18 protein-coding genes are annotated in these 18,813 nt (G+C 39.2%); 13 read left to right on the top strand and 5 right to left on the bottom strand.

The window, feature by feature from the left end:
- Positions 1-22: 22 nt before the first annotated feature.
- Positions 23-754 carry a GntR family transcriptional regulator gene (locus PNEUHYL_RS06790; RefSeq protein WP_059366440.1) on the top strand — a complete coding sequence of 244 codons (732 nt, stop codon included), beginning with the start codon at positions 23-25 and terminating at the stop codon, positions 752-754.
- Positions 755-949: 195 nt separating this feature from the next.
- On the opposite strand, the gene ytfE is transcribed toward PNEUHYL_RS06790, so the two are convergent.
- Positions 950-1,615, bottom strand: a complete 666-nt coding sequence (gene ytfE / locus PNEUHYL_RS06785) for an iron-sulfur cluster repair protein YtfE (RefSeq protein WP_059366437.1) — start codon at positions 1,613-1,615, stop codon at positions 950-952.
- A 150-nt stretch (positions 1,616-1,765) separates the two neighbouring features.
- Between ytfE and PNEUHYL_RS06780 the strand changes: the two genes are divergently transcribed.
- The 5 genes from PNEUHYL_RS06780 (at position 1,766) to cspD (ending at position 3,670) form a co-directional block, all read left to right on the top strand.
- On the top strand, positions 1,766-2,035 hold the full coding sequence (locus PNEUHYL_RS06780; RefSeq protein ID WP_059366435.1) for an acylphosphatase: 270 nt from the start codon (positions 1,766-1,768) through the stop codon (positions 2,033-2,035).
- Between the two features lie 92 nt (positions 2,036-2,127).
- On the top strand, positions 2,128-2,442 hold the full coding sequence (locus PNEUHYL_RS06775; protein ID WP_059366434.1) for a YqcC family protein: 315 nt from the start codon (positions 2,128-2,130) through the stop codon (positions 2,440-2,442).
- Complete coding sequence (gene truC, locus PNEUHYL_RS06770) at positions 2,442-3,152, top strand: tRNA pseudouridine(65) synthase TruC (RefSeq protein WP_059368838.1); 711 nt, start codon at positions 2,442-2,444, stop codon at positions 3,150-3,152. The genes PNEUHYL_RS06775 and truC overlap by 1 nt, the downstream gene beginning before the upstream one ends.
- Positions 3,153-3,156: 4 nt before the next feature.
- Positions 3,157-3,315 carry a YoaH family protein gene (locus PNEUHYL_RS06765; protein ID WP_077582544.1) on the top strand — a complete coding sequence of 53 codons (159 nt, stop codon included), beginning with the start codon at positions 3,157-3,159 and terminating at the stop codon, positions 3,313-3,315.
- A gap of 145 nt (positions 3,316-3,460) precedes the next feature.
- The gene (gene cspD / locus PNEUHYL_RS06760; RefSeq protein ID WP_018355702.1) at positions 3,461-3,670 is read left to right on the top strand and encodes a cold shock domain-containing protein CspD; all 210 of its coding nucleotides are present in this window, start codon (positions 3,461-3,463) and stop codon (positions 3,668-3,670) included.
- A gap of 83 nt (positions 3,671-3,753) precedes the next feature.
- Here cspD and matP read toward each other — a convergent pair whose 3' ends face one another.
- On the bottom strand, positions 3,754-4,203 hold the full coding sequence (gene matP, locus PNEUHYL_RS06755; RefSeq protein ID WP_059366433.1) for a macrodomain Ter protein MatP: 450 nt from the start codon (positions 4,201-4,203) through the stop codon (positions 3,754-3,756).
- Positions 4,204-4,331: 128 nt separating this feature from the next.
- Between matP and PNEUHYL_RS06750 the strand changes: the two genes are divergently transcribed.
- The gene (locus PNEUHYL_RS06750) at positions 4,332-6,095 is read left to right on the top strand and encodes an AAA family ATPase (RefSeq protein ID WP_059366432.1); all 1,764 of its coding nucleotides are present in this window, start codon (positions 4,332-4,334) and stop codon (positions 6,093-6,095) included.
- Between the two features lie 182 nt (positions 6,096-6,277).
- A complete protein-coding gene (gene fabA / locus PNEUHYL_RS06745) occupies positions 6,278-6,811 on the top strand; it encodes a bifunctional 3-hydroxydecanoyl-ACP dehydratase/trans-2-decenoyl-ACP isomerase (RefSeq protein WP_059366431.1) in 534 nt (177 codons plus the stop codon).
- 111 nt (positions 6,812-6,922) lie between these two features.
- Here the strand turns inward: fabA and ybaK are convergent, their stop codons facing one another.
- Positions 6,923-7,402: a Cys-tRNA(Pro) deacylase gene (ybaK, locus tag PNEUHYL_RS06740; protein ID WP_059366430.1), complete on the bottom strand. Its 480-nt coding sequence runs from the start codon at positions 7,400-7,402 to the stop codon at positions 6,923-6,925.
- Positions 7,403-7,459: 57 nt separating this feature from the next.
- Here ybaK and PNEUHYL_RS06735 point away from each other — a divergent pair, with 57 nt between their 5' ends.
- From PNEUHYL_RS06735 to PNEUHYL_RS06725, 3 genes are read left to right on the top strand one after another with little or no spacing between them, the layout of a single operon-like run.
- Positions 7,460-8,413 (top strand): oxidoreductase, encoded by a 954-nt coding sequence (locus PNEUHYL_RS06735; RefSeq protein ID WP_059366429.1) that lies wholly within the window; start codon positions 7,460-7,462, stop codon positions 8,411-8,413.
- A 15-nt stretch (positions 8,414-8,428) separates the two neighbouring features.
- Positions 8,429-9,724 (top strand): NCS2 family permease, encoded by a 1,296-nt coding sequence (locus PNEUHYL_RS06730; RefSeq protein WP_059366428.1) that lies wholly within the window; start codon positions 8,429-8,431, stop codon positions 9,722-9,724.
- A gap of 60 nt (positions 9,725-9,784) precedes the next feature.
- Complete coding sequence (locus PNEUHYL_RS06725) at positions 9,785-10,141, top strand: DsrE/DsrF/TusD sulfur relay family protein (RefSeq protein WP_059366427.1); 357 nt, start codon at positions 9,785-9,787, stop codon at positions 10,139-10,141.
- 29 nt (positions 10,142-10,170) lie between these two features.
- On the opposite strand, the gene PNEUHYL_RS06720 is transcribed toward PNEUHYL_RS06725, so the two are convergent.
- Both PNEUHYL_RS06720 and PNEUHYL_RS06715 read right to left on the bottom strand, forming a co-directional pair.
- Entirely contained in the window at positions 10,171-10,374 is a 204-nt protein-coding gene (locus PNEUHYL_RS06720; protein WP_059366426.1) for a YnbE family lipoprotein, read from the bottom strand.
- Complete coding sequence (locus PNEUHYL_RS06715) at positions 10,358-13,093, bottom strand: YdbH family protein (protein ID WP_059366425.1); 2,736 nt, start codon at positions 13,091-13,093, stop codon at positions 10,358-10,360. Before PNEUHYL_RS06715 ends, PNEUHYL_RS06720 begins: the two co-directional genes overlap by 17 nt.
- A 134-nt stretch (positions 13,094-13,227) precedes the next feature.
- Here PNEUHYL_RS06715 and recB point away from each other — a divergent pair, with 134 nt between their 5' ends.
- On the top strand, positions 13,228-16,854 hold the full coding sequence (gene recB / locus PNEUHYL_RS06710; protein ID WP_059366424.1) for an exodeoxyribonuclease V subunit beta: 3,627 nt from the start codon (positions 13,228-13,230) through the stop codon (positions 16,852-16,854).
- Positions 16,854-18,812, top strand: a complete 1,959-nt coding sequence (gene recD / locus PNEUHYL_RS06705; protein WP_059366423.1) for an exodeoxyribonuclease V subunit alpha — start codon at positions 16,854-16,856, stop codon at positions 18,810-18,812. Before recB ends, recD begins: the two co-directional genes overlap by 1 nt.
- Position 18,813: the final 1 nt, after the last annotated feature.

Here is an 18,813-nt window from a genome sequence, read left to right as displayed (position 1 = left end):
AACAGGAAACGTGGAATAAAGAATGAGCAAATATAAAAAAGTCTATGATGATATAAAAAGTAAAATTAACAAAGGGGATTTAACGAAAAACCAAGAACTACCCAGTGAAAATGAGTTAATGCAAAGCTATGGTTTTTCTAAAGATACTATTCGCAAAGCCCTTTCATTACTGGAAATTGACGGCTATATTCAAAAGCAACAGGGAAGGAATTCTATCGTTTTGGAACAGGATCCATTAAAACCTCAGATGCTTTCTGAAATTAAAACGCTGAGAGAATTGAATTACTCTTCAACCCATCAAGTGAAAACAACGTTAACGAGCTTGTATATTGTGCAAGGAGAAGAGAAACTAATGCGTATCTTTAACGTAAATGATCAAATTGATTTTTACCGTATAGGTCGCATACGTGAAATTGATGGGGAAAATGTGGAATATGAACTTTCTTATTTTGATCGCCGTATCGTGCCTTTTATTAACCGTGACATTGTGGAACAATCTATCTATCACTATTTAGAAAGCGAATTAGGTTTGAAAATTAGCCACTCGCAACGGAAAATTGCTTTTCGTTATGCTAATGAAGAAGAAAAAACGACCTTGGATCTTGGTGAATATGAGATGGTTGTTAATGTCACCAGTACGACTTATTTGGCGGATGGTCGCCCGTTTCAATATGGGAGTATTAGCTATCGTCCTGATAAAATTATTTTTGCCAGCACAGCGAAACGGAATACAAAACATTCATCATCAGAATAATATGATTGAGCAAATCGTTTTATTTGTATCTTACCGATTTTGGGGAAACGATACATTTAGCCGGTTATGGAATCAAATGACTTTTTGCCATAAGAAAATTCCTATTAAATTAAAATTTCAATAGGAATTTTATCGTTTTTAATCGGCTAAATCTTTGTACAACAGCCACATAATACCGATAGTTTTGATCGTATTTTATTTTTCATTTAGTACTCGCGGGAACAAAATATTATTCTCTAAATGAATGTGGTGCATTAAATCGTCAATAAAGGCATTAATGCCGTTATAAAGCGCATGCCAACTAAAGCAGGCGTCTTCCGGTGCTGTAAGGTGATTTGTGAGCAGTTTCAAAATCTCTAGGTCCTGCCCGGCTTCGTCATGTTCCATTTCCATTACAGGAATTGGCATGGCAGCCATGGCGTAGTTGCCAAGTTTAATCATTGGGAAAAGAATGTTTTCTTCTTTCATAATATGCTGGCTTAATTCTGCATGGATTTTTTCTAATTGTGCAGCCGTACCAAGCGGGCAATCTTCGCGATCACTATGTACACTTTCTACTTTTTTCGCCAATGTAATTAACTCGGGCAGTTGTTCGCGATGGTGATTATGAAAGCGTTCAATAATATGTTCGATTAATTCATTGTAAGAGGTATTTGACCAATCTTTTTCCGTATTTTCTTGCTGTTGTAACTTTGCTAAACGCATTTCTATCTCAGCGAGATTAAGATTTTTTTGTTGTACGGCAACGTCTAAAAGGGCAGAACCGCCACAACAGAAATCAAGATCATATTCACGGAAAATTTTTGTTGCACCCGGAATTGAAACGGCTAATTCACTAAGGGTTTGTTGAGCAAAAGACATAATAAGCACTCCATTTAAGCTAAATAAATCCGATAAAAATAGTATGGTATTTTTAAAGAATTGGAAAGCTTAGAATTTCATTTCTTGATAAAATGATGACCAAAATCAAGAAAGATACTTAATAAGAGTTAGATTGGGAGAAGTGATAATATGACAAAACAATTTTTTATTTATGGACGTGTACAAGGTGTCGGATTTCGTTATTTTACTTGGAAAGAAGCAAAAAAATTAGGAATTAAAGGTTTTGTACGAAATCGTGATGATGGTTCGGTGGAAGCCATTGCACAGGGGAGTGAAGAACAGTTGGAAAGTTTCGAACAATGGTTAAGGTTAGGGCCTGTGACGGCAAACGTTGAGCGAGTGATAGTGAATGCACATAAAGAAATCTCAGATGAAGATTTTTCAGTGATTCGCGATTAAAAATGACCGCACTTTTTTGCCTAACAACGTGATTTTACGTAGAATACACCACTTTTTAAGCGACAGATTCCATTATTCATTATAAGGACGATATGCGTAATCAAACCAAACTTCATCTTGAACAGCTACAACAAATCATGCAAAGCTTGAATTTGTGGCAATCCGTGCCACCGGCACAGGAAGCTTTTTTGAGCGAAGAGCCTTTTTCACTTGATACGATGGCGCCCGAAGAATGGCTACAATGGGTGTTTATTCCACGTATGTATGCGTTGTTGGAAAGTGTAGCACCACTACCGAGTCAAATTGCTATTTCACCTTACATTGAGGAAGCATTAAAAGAATTCGATGGGCTTGCGTTATTACTTGCCCCTTTATTGGAATTGGAAAAATTATTGCAGAATCAATGATCCTAGAGATTTTATATCAAGATGAATGGCTGGTTGCGGTAAATAAACCGGCCGGGATGTTGGTACACCGTAGCTGGTTAGATCCCCATGAAACGCAATTTGTTATGCAAACATTACGCGATCAAATCGGACGTCACGTATTTCCTATTCATCGTTTGGATCGTCCGACATCCGGTGTGTTGCTGTTTGCCTTAAATAGTGAAATTGCAAATTTGATGTGTCAGCAATTTGAGCAAAAAAAGGTGAAAAAATCCTATTTAGCGGTGTTGCGTGGTTATTTAGAGGGGGCGAATAGAATTGATTATCCGTTGAAAATTCAACTTGATAAAATCGCCGATAAGTTTGCAAAAGAAGACAAAGTTGCACAAGAGGCGGTAACGGATTATGAATGCCTAAAAACTATAGAAATGCCTTATCCGGCAGGGCGTTATAAGACTTCACGCTATTCCTTGGTTCGCTTAATTCCGCATACTGGAAGGAAGCATCAGTTACGTCGACACTGTAAGCATATTTTTCATCCTATCTTAGGCGATACTCAATATGGCGATTTACATCAAAATCGGGCGTTGACGGAAAATACGGGGTGTAAACGTTTGTTGTTACATTCGGAAACATTATATTTTATTCATCCTATTTCGCAGGTTAAAGTCACAATTCATGCACCATTGGATGAGCAATGGCAAAATTTAATAACAAAATTTGGTTGGTAGGTTTATGTTAGATATTCAATTAACACACGAAGAACAACAAAGCGCAGTTGAAAAAATTCAAGAATTAATGGCAAAAGGAATAAATAGTGGTGAAGCGATTCAAATTGTAGCGAGAGAATTGCGTGAATTACATGAAAAATCAGCGAAACATACTGAAAAATAAAAATATTTTGTGATCTCCATAACATTTTTTAATATTGCTTGTTGCATAAAAAATCAAAATATTTAAAGATAGCGGCCAATTCGGGTGATAAGGCACACGTCTTATTTGTTTTATGATTGTATAGGCGAAGCCTAAGAGGTCAATAATGGAAATTGGTATTGTTAAGTGGTTTAATAACGCAAAAGGATTTGGTTTTATTTCCGCAGAAGGCGTGGAAGCTGATATTTTTGCACATTATTCTGTGATTGAAATGGACGGATACCGTTCATTAAAAGCAGGGCAAAAAGTGCAATTTGAAGTGATTCACGGCGATAAAGGATCTCATGCCACAAAGATTATTCCAATTGTGGAATAAAAACAGGAGCGCGAATTAAACTGCGCTCTTAAACTTCTCTATTTAGTTTAATTCAAAAGACAAGGTTTACCGCCCTGTCTTTTTTATTGGTTTAATAAATTTTTAAGGCTGCTTTTCATTGCTGACATTTGGCTTTCATATAGGGCTTTACTTTCACGTTCATCAATCATATAAGTGATTGTTTCCGAAAGGGTCATATTCATTTTGCGTGAATATTTTGAAAGACGTAACCAAACCGCATATTCCAAATCAATGGATTTCTTTTTTGTAGATTGTTTTTCCGCATTGAAAAAACGTTTTCGTCTTGCCCGAATTGCCTGATCCAATTTAATCGGTAGTGCCGTAGAAAGATGTTGTTTGATCCAATTTTCAATCTTTTCAGGATAATTCTGGCTTTCTACTAATTCTGCCACAACCGATTCTTGTCGGCTTTTTTCTTCGTAGCGCGTGATATTTTCACCTTCACGATATTTTCTAATCAAGTAAATCCATTTCCAGTTGGCTTCTTGATTTTCTAATTTTTGATATTTCATAATATGTAATATTTAGTGACGTGGTAACTCACTTAATATACGTGTTTTAAATTAATTTTTCCAGCTGATTTTTACAATATACGCAAATGTGCGATAATGCGACCAATTTTACTAATGAGAAATTGCCAGTGAGTTCATCTTTCTTTCAAGAACAATCCCTTAATTGGGAATCTCTACAACCCCTGTTAGCCTATACCGAACACCCCTCTCAACCCCTTGATTTTTGGGCTTTACAACCAAATACCAAAAACGCCCTTTCTTTGTTTTTGCGTAATCCAAATCGCTCCCTTATGGTATTAAAAGCTGATGATCAGGTAGATTATGCCTCTTTGCTTATTCCATTAATACGACAAATGTTACCTAAAGAGCGGTCGATTTTTGGGGTAAATTATATAGTGGAGCAAGGGGATTCCTTCTCATTTCCTCGTATTGAAGTTGAGCCTGCTCAATCGTTGGAAGATAATTTTGCCGCTTCAGGTGAAGTGCTAAGTGCATTGCATTGTGATCCGTTCCGGCTCTTTGGTAGTGTCAGACTGCATTCTAGCTCGCAAGATATTCAACTTCATCCGGGCTTAATTCACCGTGCAAATGGAGGCGTACTGATTTTGAGTGCGTCAACATTATTGGCACAATTTGATTTATGGCAACGTTTAAAACATATTTTACAAACCAAGCGTTTCGATTGGTATTCTGCGCATCCTTTTAAAACACTACCTTGTGAAATTCCAAGTTATCCGCTTGAGACCAAAGTAATTGTGTTAGGCAATCGTACGGAACTCGCCACATTAGGGGAGTTGGAAGAAAATTTATACAATTTTGCGGATTATGCCGAAATTGAAAGTTATCTTTCGGTAACTGATGTTGATGAACAAAAAAATTGGGTCGGCTATGCTCATGGTGTCGCTGAGGAAAATCAGCTAGCTTTGGATTTTTCAGCATTAAATAAATTGTATCAATTCCTTGTAAGGGAAAGTGAGAATCGGTTTTTAATTAATGCTTCGCCTGCTATCTTGAAGAATGTATTACTTAATACAGCGACACTAGCACAAAAAAACTCACTAAGTGCGGTTGATTTTGAAGCATTTTTTCAACAGCAAAGGGTACAACACAGCTTTTTAAAAGAGCAAACCTATGCCGATATTCTCAATGAACAGGTTTATGTCGAAACAGAGGGGGAGATTGTCGGGCAGATTAATGGTTTATCTGTGATTGAATATCCCGGTACACCGGTGGTATTTGGCGAGCCGTCACGGATTAGTTGTGTCGTGCAATTTGGCGAAGGGGAAGTGGTCGATGTCGAACGTAAAAATGAACTTGCCGGAAATTTACACGGTAAAGGAATGATGATTGCACAGGCCTGTCTGTCGAATATTTTAGAATTGCCTTCTCAGCTACCGTTTTCCGCCTCTCTTGTTTTTGAACAATCCTATGGTGAAATTGATGGCGACAGCGCATCGTTGGCAATTTTTTGTGTGCTTGTCAGTGCCTTGGCTGAATTGCCTTTGCCGCAACATATTGCGATAACCGGTTCGATTGATCAGTTTGGACTGGTTCATGCGGTAGGTGGGGTAAACGACAAAATTGAGGGATTTTTCACGATTTGTCAACGCCGAGGACTCTGCGGAAAGCAAGGGGTTATTATTCCGGCTACAACCATTCAGCAACTGAGTCTTTCCGATGAAGTAGTAAGTGCGGTCAAAAATGGCGAGTTTTTTATTTTTCCGGTCGAAGATATTTATCAAACCTGTGAATTGATCTTCCAACGTGATTTATTGGAAGAGGAAAATAAAATTTACGAAGATCGTAAAACCCCGATTTCCCGCCTTATCCGGCAGCGAATTGATTTTCGTACGGAACCGCCGAAAAAAGGTTTATTTAATTTTTTTCGGTGATTATAAATTGAGAGCGAACAAATGTTCGCTCTTATTTTTTATATCATGTCTATGATTCCTTCATTACAAAACTGATCGGACAAGTTCAGCTAACAAGTGTTATCTGTTTACAGTCTTTCTTATTCCTTTTAGAATGCTTAGTATCAAGGTTTGTTGAAACAAAATAAATTGAAGGAAGAAAAATGCAAAACAGTTGTACACTAAATAAAAAAGAAAGTTATAGCTACGAAGATTTACTTGCATCCGGTCGTGGTGAATTATTTGGTGATGAAGGGCCGCAACTTCCCGCCCCAACGATGTTAATGATGGATCGTATTGTGAAAATGGAACAAGAGGGCGGTTCTTTTGGAAAAGGCTATATTGAGGCTGAATTAGATATTCATCCGGATTTACCTTTTTTTAGCTGCCATTTTATTGGCGATCCGGTAATGCCGGGGTGCTTAGGCTTAGATGCTATGTGGCAATTAGTCGGTTTTTTTCTAGGTTGGATCGGCGGTAAGGGAAAAGGGCGTGCGCTCGGTGTTGGAGAAGTCAAATTCACCGGTCAGATTTTACCCACAGCAAAAAAAGTGATTTATCGTATTAATATAAAGCGGGTGATTAACCGTAAATTAGTCATGGGAATGGCTGATGGGGAAGTCGAAGTCGATGGACGCATTATTTATACCGCTACGGATCTGAAAGTCGGGTTGTTTCAAGATACCTCTACTTTTTAATAGTCAGAAATCGATAAAAATATCGGTTATAGCAATTTAAAGCGATAGAATACGCTTAATTGATTTTGGGGGACAAGCTAATAGCTTGTCCTTTTTCATTATTCCCAATTCTTATTCTTCATCAATAATATCCACAAACTTAGCATTCAATAAATTGGCTAAATCTCTAGGGGCAAGTTCCACACTTAATCCTCGTTTTCCTCCGGAAACATAAATGGTCTCAAATTTAAGTGCGGTTGAATTTATAACTGTTTTTAAACGTTTCTTTTGTGCGATGGGGCTAATTCCCCCTAACAAATATCCACTGCTTTTTTGCGCAGCGTCTTTGTCTGCCATTTCGAGTTTTTTGACGTCAATTGCTTTGGCGGCTTTTTTTAAATTCAGCATATCGGATGTAGGTAACACAAAACAGGCTAGCTTTTTTTGATCGCCGTTCTCGGCTACAAGTAAGGTTTTGAAAGAACGATGGGGATCTATACCTAATTTTTCCGCCGCTTCTTCGCCGAAATGGGTATTATTGGGATCGTGCTCGTAAGTATGAAGAATAAAAGGAATTTTTTGTTTTTTAAGTAAATCGATTGCCGGTGTCATTTTATTTTTAGCCCTTTTTTTGTAGAATGGGGCGCTTATTTTATAGCGGAGAAAAAAATGGATGCAAGCCTAAATATTGCCATTGCGGCAGAATTTGAATTATGTGAGAAAATTGCTGAAGCTCTTGAAGAAAGTAAACTAACGATAGGTCGCATATCAATTGTAGAAATTTCCCCTTTTGATGAAGAACAAAGTGTGCGTTTTAATAATAAAAGCGTTGTACAGCGTTCTGTGCAAGAAATGGATTGGTCTGAGGTTGATTACCTCTTTTTTTCCGGTGATGTTGAACAATTAGCCGCTATTGCGATTGCTGCTGAAAGCGGTTGCGTAATCATAGATATGAAAGGCGTGTGTGCCGCACTTTCCAATGTACCTGTTGTCGTACCGACAATTAATGAGGGTGATTTAGTTGAATTAAGACAACGTAATATTGTGAGTTTGCCGGATCCTCAAGTTAGCCAACTTGCTTTAGCGATGTCTCCGGTATTGCAGACAACCAATATTACTCAAATTTTTGCGACTTCTTTGCTTCCTGCTTCTTATCAGAACGGTGAAACCGTCAGTAAATTAGCAGGACAAACAGCACGTTTGTTGAATGGTATCCCGTTAGATGACGATGAAAAGCGGTTAGCATTTGATGTCTATCCACAAAAAACAATGACGTTGTCAGAGCAATTTCAAAAGATTTTTCCTCAATGCCATTCTGTGCTATTTCATGCTGTGCAAGTACCGGTATTTTATGGCATGGCACAAAAAGTAACCGCACTTTGGGATTATGCGGCGGATTTCCAACCGCAAGATAATGAACTTTTACAATACCATGACACAAGTATTAGTCCGGTAATAAATGGGGAAATAGAAAGCGGGGAAACACAGGTAAAATTACATATTCATCCGTTAAGTGCGGTTGAAAACGGCATTGAATTTTGGACGGTAGCCGATGATCAACGTTTTAATCTTGCTTATCTTGCCGTCAAATTACTCGAAGCTATTTATCATCAAGGTTATTAATTTTAAGGAACAATTATGTTAGAACGAGTTTTTAAGTTGCGTGAAAAAGGTTCAACCACAAAAACTGAAATTATTGCGGGTATCACCACCTTTTTTACTATGGTTTATATTGTATTTGTTAACCCCTCAATACTGGGTGATGCAGGAATGGATAAACAAGTTGTCTTTGTTACCACTTGTTTAATTGCCGGTATTGGGACAATGGCAATGGGGTTATTTAGCAATTTGCCGATCGCACTTGCACCGGCAATGGGGTTGAATGCCTTTTTCGCTTATGTGGTTGTTGGGAAGTTGGGCTATTCTTGGGAAATCGGAATGGGAACCATTTTTTGGGGTTCTGTCGGTTTATTCGTCCTAACGCTTTTACAAATTCGTTATTGGTTAATGGCATCCATTCCGTTAAGTATTCGCGTAGGAATTGGAGCAGGGATTGGTTTTTTCATTGCATTAATTGGTTTTAAAAATATGGGGCTTGTGGTGGCTAATCCGGCTACCTTAGTGGCTCTTGGTGATTTGCATGATCCTAAAGTGTTACTCGGCGTACTTGGTTTTTTCATTATCGTTGTATTGGCTGCCCGTAATATTTTTTCCGGCGTATTGATTTCTATTGCGGTCGTCACGGGGCTTGCACTTTGGTTAGATGAATCGGTAATGTTTCACGGTGTGATTTCAATGCCGCCGGCATTAGATACCGTCGTAGGTAAAGTAGATATTACCGGTGCGTTAGATACTGCATTGCTAGGTATTATTTTCTCATTTTTATTGGTAAACCTATTTGATTCTTCTGGTACATTATTAGGGGTAACTGACAAAGCAGGCATTAGCGATGAAAAAGGACGTTTCCCAAAAATGAAACAAGCCCTATTAGTTGATAGTGTCAGTGCGGTAGGTGGTTCTTATATCGGCACTTCTGCAATTAGTACCTATATTGAAAGCGGTGCGGGTGTGTCGGTTGGGGGGCGCACGGGATTAACCGCTGTGACCGTCGGCGTATTATTCTTACTCACCATTTTCTTTTCACCGCTTGCTGGTGTTGTGCCTGCCTATGCAACCGCAGGGGCGTTGGTTTATGTCGGTATCTTGATGGCATCCAGCCTAATTCGTGTGCAATGGGATGATTTAACCGAAGCCGCTCCGGCATTTGTTACCGCAGCCATGATGCCTTTTACTTACTCTATTACGGAGGGTATTGCATTTGGTTTCATCAGCTACTGTATTATGAAAACCTGCACAGGTCGTATCAAGGAGATTAATGCACCGGTTTGGGTGGTTTCACTTTTATTTGTTGCGAAATTTGTTTGGGTGGGATAATTTTATGGGCGAGCGAAAGTTCGCCCTTTTTATATTTGAAGGAGAACTACGAGAGTGATTATGCAGAATATCCTTTTTATTATTCATTCTTCGCCTTATGGCGATGAACATTTTTTTAGTGCATTACGCCTTGCTTTACAGTTACAAGAACAGCATAAAAGTGCGGTCAATTTGAAACTGTTTTTAATGTCGGATGCGGTGAGTGGCGGGCTTGCAAAACAAAACCCGGCGGAAGGGTATCATTTACAGCAAATGTTGGAAATTTTAACCGCACAAGGGGCAGTCGTAAAACTTTGTAAAACCTGTACCAATGCGAGGGGGATCACCGATTTACCCTTGGCGGAGGGCATAGAAATCGGTACATTGGCAGAGCTTGCCGATTGGACGATGGAAGCGGATAAAGTATTAAATTTTTAAGAAATAAGATGGCTTACAGAGGTAAGCCATTATTTTTTATCGCTTTCCGCCATTACAGCTTTGGTTTTTTCATCCATTGTGACATTAATATTATGATCCACCACCACATTCATATTAATTGTGATGCCTTCTTTTGGGGTATCAAGCTGAATAGTCGGGGTGCAACCCGTCAGTAAGCTAAAAGCTACACAGATAAATAAAAAGTGCAGTCGATTTTTAACGTGTTTTTTCATGTTCTAAATCTTGATAAAGCCGATATTGTAAATTTTGTTCAAATTGCGCACCGTAGTCTATCATATTCCATAATTCGAACATATTTTCTTGGTGATGATAGTTTAATGTAATCGGTGCATGGTTTGGATTATTGAGGTTGAAACCTTTAATGCTGGCACGTAAATTCATTTGCCCGTTCGGGGTAAGATGAATATTTGCATAGGCGTTTTGAAGCTCCATTTCTTTTAATAAATTAACCAGAATACTTTCGGTCAAGCCGCCTTTTTTCAATCCGTTAGCTACCTCATCATTCAGTTTAATTCGCATTTTGTCGGCTTGTTGTAATGTGCCGTCACAAATTAAACAGGCTGAATGATTGAGCCAAAAAGGCAAGGTCGCATTCACACGTCCTTCCAAATGAATTTGATTATACTGTGCCATTGTCATGACCTGATTGAGATCAATATTACGGAAGGTTAACGTTGCAATTTGATGTTGCGGAAAATTGAGTTTGTCTATGGTTAATTCACCGTCAAATAAACCGATTTTTACATCACTCAATGTAAGTGGTTTGGCGTGAGAATTCGGATAAGTACCGAATAAATTAAATGTTGCGTCATTCAGCCATAATGCCCCTTTGCGCATATTGCGAACAGAAACTTTAATCGGATTATTTGCTGAATTTTGTAAAACATTATTCTGATAATTAACCGGAAAACGAATGTCCAGATCTTTAATTTCACCATCAGGAAAGGAAAGACCGACGTGATAAAGTCGTACGTCCCCTTTCATCGTAATTCCTTGATGATCGATATTGAAATTGCTCGCGCCTTTAATATGCCCATTATGAATTAACCAGCCCCATTGTTGCGGAAAAAGCGATTGGAATATATTTGCTGATTGTTTTTTCCAACTGATATTGCCTGTTAGCCTTTGATTTTCATAACGGGCGAACAGATCAATAGGGCCTAGCGTACCCGCCTTTAGATCGCCGGCAATATTGAAACGTTCGATACTTTCCCCATCAATACCGACGCCAAAAACAGGTTGAGTGAAACCGCCGCCGTAATCAAAGTGAATCCGGTCGCTTTTGACTTGTAATAAACCACGAATATGGGATTTCTCGTAATCCCAATACAAACGATCTTTTAGTTCTAGCGAGAGCGGCGCCATTGTTATGCCATTTGTCCGAATTTTATCGGAATAGGCGGTAAGCTGATTTAATTCAATATGATCGCCGTTCCAAAAGCCGATACCTTGTAGTTTTATCGGTGTGTTTAAGGTATTCCAATAAGCGCTACCGTTAATTATCCAATCCCAGCGGTTATTCGCATCCTGTTCGGCATCGTGTAATTTTTGTTGTGGATCGCGTAATTCAAAGATGGTTTTGATCCCTGCAATAAATTCGTCCGCTTCGCCGTCCAATTTTAAATCGATAGCGGAAAATTGCGGTGTGAAACCTTTTAAGCTTGCTTGTAATTGACCGTTTAAGCCGTATTTACCAATTTGTATTTGATCTAATGGCAAGCGAACATGAATATTGGTATCTTGTTGTTGATTATCCATTTTAAAAATAGAACCTTCGTTAAAACGCAGTAATGGATCAGCAAATGAACCGCCCAGATGATAAGTTAAATTTGTTTGTGCCACCGTATTGTTATAGCGTAAATCGCCTCGCGTTTTTAAATTAAAATGAATCTGATCTTGGTTTTCGCCACCGCCAATTTCGCCATTTTCGCCGGAAATCACAATCTCGCCTTTTCCATACTCACCAAAAGTTTGTACGATAATATTGGTATCAATACCAAAGGGAAGCCAACCTTTTGACGGCGTACGTAGAGACAAGCCTAAAAAGCCTTTGATCGGCTGATAACCGTCAAATGTCCAATAAAAAGTTCCCCACGAAATGTCTAGTCCGTTCTGTGTAAAAATAAACGGCACATCCAACAATGGTGATTTACGCGTGAGATCTTGTGCTTTAATCACGCCCTTTTCTCCCTGCCAAGCAAGGTTTGCTTCCCCGTGATTAACAGAAAAATTGGGATTTTGCCATGTAAAGGTGATTTCACCTTTTGGCTGCATTTGCAGAATTTCATCATTTAATTGAAGGTTAAAATGAGATTGATAATGTTGTTTCTCTTCCGGTTGATAATCGGTTTTACCTTGCCAAATGAAATGGTTATCCTGTGGGGAAAGGGTTGATTGATGTTGTAATATTAATCCTTTCTGATTTCGGGCGGAAAAATTGAGTTGAAATTGATCGTGGCGACGCTTGACCGTTGCTGAAATATCGGCATTGAGAAGATCATGAAAAAGAGGCGGAACAAGCTCATCGGCATTTAAGAGTTGAAACTGTTTAACATTGATCTCAAAGATTGGCATGGTCGCAAAAAGTGCGGTCAATTTTACCGGTGTTTTGTTGTTGCGACTTGGCATATTTTGAATGCAAGCGTTATCGACAGATGCCTTTTCAACGATTAAATGTGGTGAAAACCAATTATTAAGTTGAATCTTGTGAAGATTAGCCAGCGTACATGTTCCGACCTTGATTCGCAAAGCAGGGAGTTTCAAACCTCCACTATTTAGCGCCCAATCATCGGATAATTGCACGGAATAGTCAGGCGCAAGGAAATAATTTATCGTCCGTTCAAGTTGTTTTGAAGAGATCCACCACGGCAAAGAAATTATCCCGATTAAAAATATCAATACCAATAAGGCACAACAACGACCCTTACGCATATTTTTTCAATTATCCTCTTTTTTATCGCGACGTATTGTAACGAAATAATCACGATTAAAAAATCAATTTATACATAGCCAAACTAATAATTACTCCCTAAAATAATGCCATTTAGTTCCATATTTTCGACCCAATGACAAAATCAACGCCTCTTGACCCCGTCACTTTACCCTTAAACCAAATCAATTTAATCGAAGCCTCAGCCGGTACGGGAAAAACCTATACCATCGGTTCTTTATACCTCAGACTTTTGCTGCAAGCGGGAGAACAGAATTTCTCACGCCCGTTGAATGTGGAAGAAATTTTGGTGGTAACTTTTACGGAAATGGCGACAGAAGAGCTGAAGCAAAAAATCCGTGAACGCATTACGGATGCCATTCAAAAATTGTCTGCTTATGCAGAAACAAAAACGGAAAGTGCGTTTAAAAATGACGAATTTCTGACCGCACTTTCTCGACATATCAATGACCTTACACTTGCCATTCAGCGTTTAAAATTAGCGGAACAAAATATGGATCTTGCCGCTATTTTCACCATTCATGGCTTCTGTCGCCGAATGCTGATGCAATACGCTTTTCATTCCGGCGTTCATTTTAATTTGGAATTGGTGAAAGATCAGTCGGATTTATTGAAACAATTTGCCAATGAATTTTGGCGTGAACATTTTTACCCGCAGCCCTTTGAAATTGCCAATTTTATTGCGCAAGAATTCATATCACCGGATAGCGTATTAGCGGTGCTTAAAAATGATATCGGAAAAGATTTCGATGCGGAATTGGAAAATGCCGATCTGCTAACCTTGTCTCTTGAAAGGCTTTTTAAGAAAGTGGCGGAGCAACGTCATATCCTTGATAAATTAAAACAAACATGGCAAGAAAATGAGCCGGAAATTAAGGATTTCATTGCACAAGAACTTCAAAATAAGCGATTAAACGGCAATAAATATAGGTCTAACAATTTACCCGGTTATTATGCACGGGTAGCGGCTTGGGCAAAGAATAGAACGGATCATTCATTAAGCGAAGATATTATAAAATATTTTACGCAATCTGCGCTGAATGCCAACGCGGCAAAGGAAAAACAGCCTAATAGTTTCCCCATTTTAGAAAAATTGGATCGTTTGGCTGAAGAATTTCAACAAACTATTTCCCCCGAATTATTGTACAAACTTATTCTTTACCATTATCGTCAAGGTATTCAGCAGAAACTGCTTGCATATCAACTTAACCATCAAGAAAAATCCTTTGATGATTTATTGCGATTGCTTTGTGAAGCCCTACAACAAGCACAAGGCGATCAATTGGCGGAAATGATCCGTTTTCAATATCCTTTTGCCATGATTGATGAATTTCAGGATACGGATGCACAACAATACGCGATTTTCTCAACGATTTATCGTGAAAAACCGACTAAAAATAGCGGTTTCATTATGATTGGTGATCCTAAACAGGCGATATATCGTTTCCGTGGTGCGGATATTTTTACTTATCTGAAAGCCGCCGCTCAGGCAGATGAACGTTTCAGCTTAATGAAAAATTACCGCTCTGAACAACGGGTGGTGGAAGGCGTAAACAGATTATTCGATTTTCCTAACTCGCCGTTTATTTATCACAATATTGAATTTACCCCGGTTAATGCAAGAACGGATCATCGTCAATTTTATTTAAATGGCGAACAAGAGCCGGCTTATCGCTTTTATTTAAATGAGGGTGAAAAAACGGATAAAACGGCACTTGCCCGCACCTGTGCCGTTTCTATTCAACATTGGATAAAAAGTGCGGTTGAAAATCAGGCTGTTTTTAAAGGGCAAGGCGACCTACAGGATAGCAAAATTTTACAAGCAGCGGATATCGCCGTATTGGTGCGTGATAAAAATGAAGCCGCACTGGTTAAAACAGAATTGCAGCAGTTGGGTATTGCTTCCGTTTATTTATCCGATCAAAACAGCGTTTTTGACAGCAGGGTCGCCAAAGAATTGGTGCTTGTTTTGAAAGCCTGTTTGAATGTAACGGAACGTTCTATTTTAAATGCTATCGCTACCACGCTTTTTGGTTTAAGTGCCACAGAAATTCATCAAATTCATCATAACGAACAAGATTGGCAACGTTGGGCGGACGGTTTTGCGCAGTACCGACAAACTTGGCAGCAGCAAGGGGTATTGCCAATGCTGCATAGACTTTTACTTGAACAAAAAATTGCCGAGCGTTTGCTCGGGCTGGCGAGCGGCGAGCGTGATTTAACGGATTTTTTACATCTTAGCGAAATTTTACAGCAGGCTTCGACGTTAAATGATAGTGAGGCGGCTTTATTGAGTTGGTTTGAAAAACAAATTCAAGAAGCAATCCGGCAAGAAGCGCAAATTCGTTTGGAAAGCGAGCGTCAGCTGGTGAAAATTGTAACGATTCATAAATCCAAAGGGTTGGAATATGATTTGGTATGGTTACCGTTTTTAGCCGTGCCGAGCCGTGATCCGACAAAATCCGCGAAAAAAGAGATCAATCTCTATTACTCAAAAGAGCGGGAGGGGATGTTGTGGGATATGGAAAATCAGCATTCGACCTTGATTAATCAAGAAACCTTTGCGGAAGAACTGCGTTTGCTCTACGTGGCATTAACTCGGGCAAAATATCAAATGGCGTTCGCTTTACCGACACAATTTGAGAAAAAATGGAATCCGTTACTTTATGTGCTAACCCAAGGGGAAATCGGCGAGAATCCGGTGTTGTCGCAAAGCTATCTCACCGCACCGTTGCTCGAAACATTCGTCAGTCAAATGTCTGGTGGCGTATTGATTGAATCGGCAGAAAAATTAAATAAATTGCCGCCTTTGGTTTTATCTCATCACGAAGACGGGCTTTCGGTTGCGGAATTTTACGGTGAAATCGAACAAAATTGGCGGGTAACGAGTTTTACCGGAATTGAACAGGCACATCGTTGGAAAGATTATCTTAATGAAAGTGCGGTGAAAAATTCCTCTGTTTTTGATGAAACAAAAGATTACGATACACAACTCATATCGGAAAATTCTGCTGAAATATCAACCGCACTTTCTGATGAAAAAAGACAAATTGTTTCTGAGCTTCCACGTGGTACGCACGTTGGTACATTGCTCCATCGGTATTTAGAAAAAAATGAATTTAATGCGCTGAGTAATGTGGCTACAATAGAAAAACTCTGCCAAGAATTACAATTAGACGAATCCTATACTCCTTCTTTACAGCAATGGTTTGAAGACATCGTGCAAACGCCGTTGTCCGAATCCGTTAATTTGACACTAAATGCGTTAGACAAGAGCGATTACATTAAAGAAATGGCGTTTTATTTGGCTATTCGTGATCGTTTTGATGTCGCCGCCTTTAATCGGGCATTAAAAAGACACCATCATTTATCGAGTGAGGCGCTACAGTTTGAGGATATTCAAGGCATGGTACGGGGCACAATTGATTTAGTGTTTCGCTATCAGGATAAGTATTATTTGCTGGATTATAAATCCAATTTTCTTGGCGATAAACCACGTGATTATGCCTCGGACAACTTAGAAAAAACGATGTTACATCACCATTATGATTGGCAATATTTACTCTATACATTGGCATTGCACCGTTATTTAAAAACAGCGGATCGCAACTATGATTATGCGCGTCATTTTGGCGGTGTATTTTATCTTTTCCTACGAGGTATGAACGGAGAAACCCAATCCGGCATATTTTTCGATCGTCCCGAGATGCAACTCATTTCTGAATTAGAGGAGATCTTTTGATGTTGAGCCTATTACGAATGCTGAATGAGCAGGGGATTATCAGTTTAGCCGATTACTATTTTGCCAAATTGATCGGGGATAAACAGCCGGCTAATCAGCCTGAAACCGTTAAGAATTTGGCGGTGTTACTTGCCGCACTTTGTAGTTGGCACTATGCGCAAGGAAATACCTGCATTGAATTAGATAAAACATTGGAACGAAATTTGTTCGGCTTGGCATATCGTGTGACCGAAAAAAATTATTTGGCGGAAATTCAGCAAAAAATTAATTATTTGCCCGTAGAACAGTGGCAGGCAGCACTACAGGGGCACATTGCTTTTAGCCAAACTCCACACAGTCAGGCTGCCCCTATGGTGTTTCAATTTAACGCTTTATATTTTTATCGTATTTGGCACGATGAATATCGTGTGGCTCGATATATTAAAAATACATTGAAAAATAACCGCACTTTAGCGTTTTCCTATGATGACATCCGCCAAAAATTGGCGGTTTATTTCCCATCTAAAGTAGAGGAAAGCGAAAAAATTGGCGCGGTTGATTGGCAAAAAGTTGCGGTCGCGACTGCAATTAAAAGCACCTTTAGTGTGATTACCGGGGGCCCCGGCACGGGAAAAACAACAACGGTTGCCCGTTTATTACTGGTATTGCAAGAGTTATATCAGTATCAATTACACATTAAATTAGTCGCACCGACAGGAAAAGCCGCTTCCCGTTTAGAAGAATCCATTCATCATGCTTTACAGCGTTTGCAAGAGTCTATGGCGTTATCCGAGCGCTTATTGCAGTCTATTCCACAAAAAGCCGGCACCTTACATAGTCTGCTTGGAATCAATGCTTTTAACGAGAATACCCGTCATAATGAACATAATCCGTTACAATTGGATGTATTGGTGGTGGATGAAACGTCAATGATTGATTTGCCATTAATGGCAAAATTAGTTAATGCGTTAAAACCGGAAACCCGTTTGATTTTATTAGGGGATCAAGCGCAACTTGCTTCTGTGGAAGCGGGTGCCGTATTGGGGGAATTGGCACAGTGGGCAAACCAACCTTATAGCGATGAACAAGCCGATTATTTGCACCAAACGACGGGTTATAATGTGCCGAGTGCCGCAATAATCAATCCTATGCGTGATTGTTTATGTCATCTTACTTTTAGTCGTCGTTTTGATAAACATTCCGGCATTGGCAAACTTGCCGAACAGATTAAGCAGGGGAAAGGGGAAGAAAGTCTGGCATTATTCTCGGAATATCCGCAGGAATTGCATTTTAATGGTTTTGATGTCGAACAAGATGATCCTGTCTTTGTGCATCAAGTGGTGCAAAGTGCGGTAGAAAATTATGGTATTTATTTAACTGCATTACGTGAGTTACAGAGACAGAATAAAGATTTTAATAGTCAGGACGAAAACGGCAAAACCTATGCGGAGATCATTCAATCCCTTTTTAATTCAAGCCGATTTTTGACCGCACTTCGTAGCAGTGCATTGGGGGTAGAAAATCTAAATAAAGAAATCGCGTTAGCCCTCCGTCGTGCAAATCTTATTTGGTTTCACAATGAGCAAGATTGGTATATTGGCAAGCCAATTATGATTACCGAAAACGATCACAATATACGCTTGTATAACGGCGATATTGGATTGTGTTTGGCAAAGGGTAAGGTATGGTTTGGTGATCGTGAAGTATTAACCAGCCGTATTCCTGCCCATGAACCGGCATTTATGATGACGATCCATAAATCGCAAGGTTCGGAATTTGATCACACGCTGATGGTATTACCGATAGAGCCTAATCCTGTACTTTCCCGCGAATTGGTGTTTACTGCTGTAACCCGAGCCAAGAAATCACTCAGGGTTTTTGCCGATGAAAAAATTTGGAAAATGGCCGTGCGCCAAACGGTAAAACGGCAGAGTGGATTAGGTAAACTATTAGAAAATTTCATTCAAACAGGAGACTAAT

This window comes from Rodentibacter caecimuris, from assembly GCF_001019715.1.
GTDB classification, from domain to species: domain Bacteria; phylum Pseudomonadota; class Gammaproteobacteria; order Enterobacterales; family Pasteurellaceae; genus Rodentibacter; species Rodentibacter caecimuris.
The sequence above is the reverse complement of the archived record's forward strand: the minus strand, read 5'-3'. Positions and strand labels throughout refer to the sequence as shown.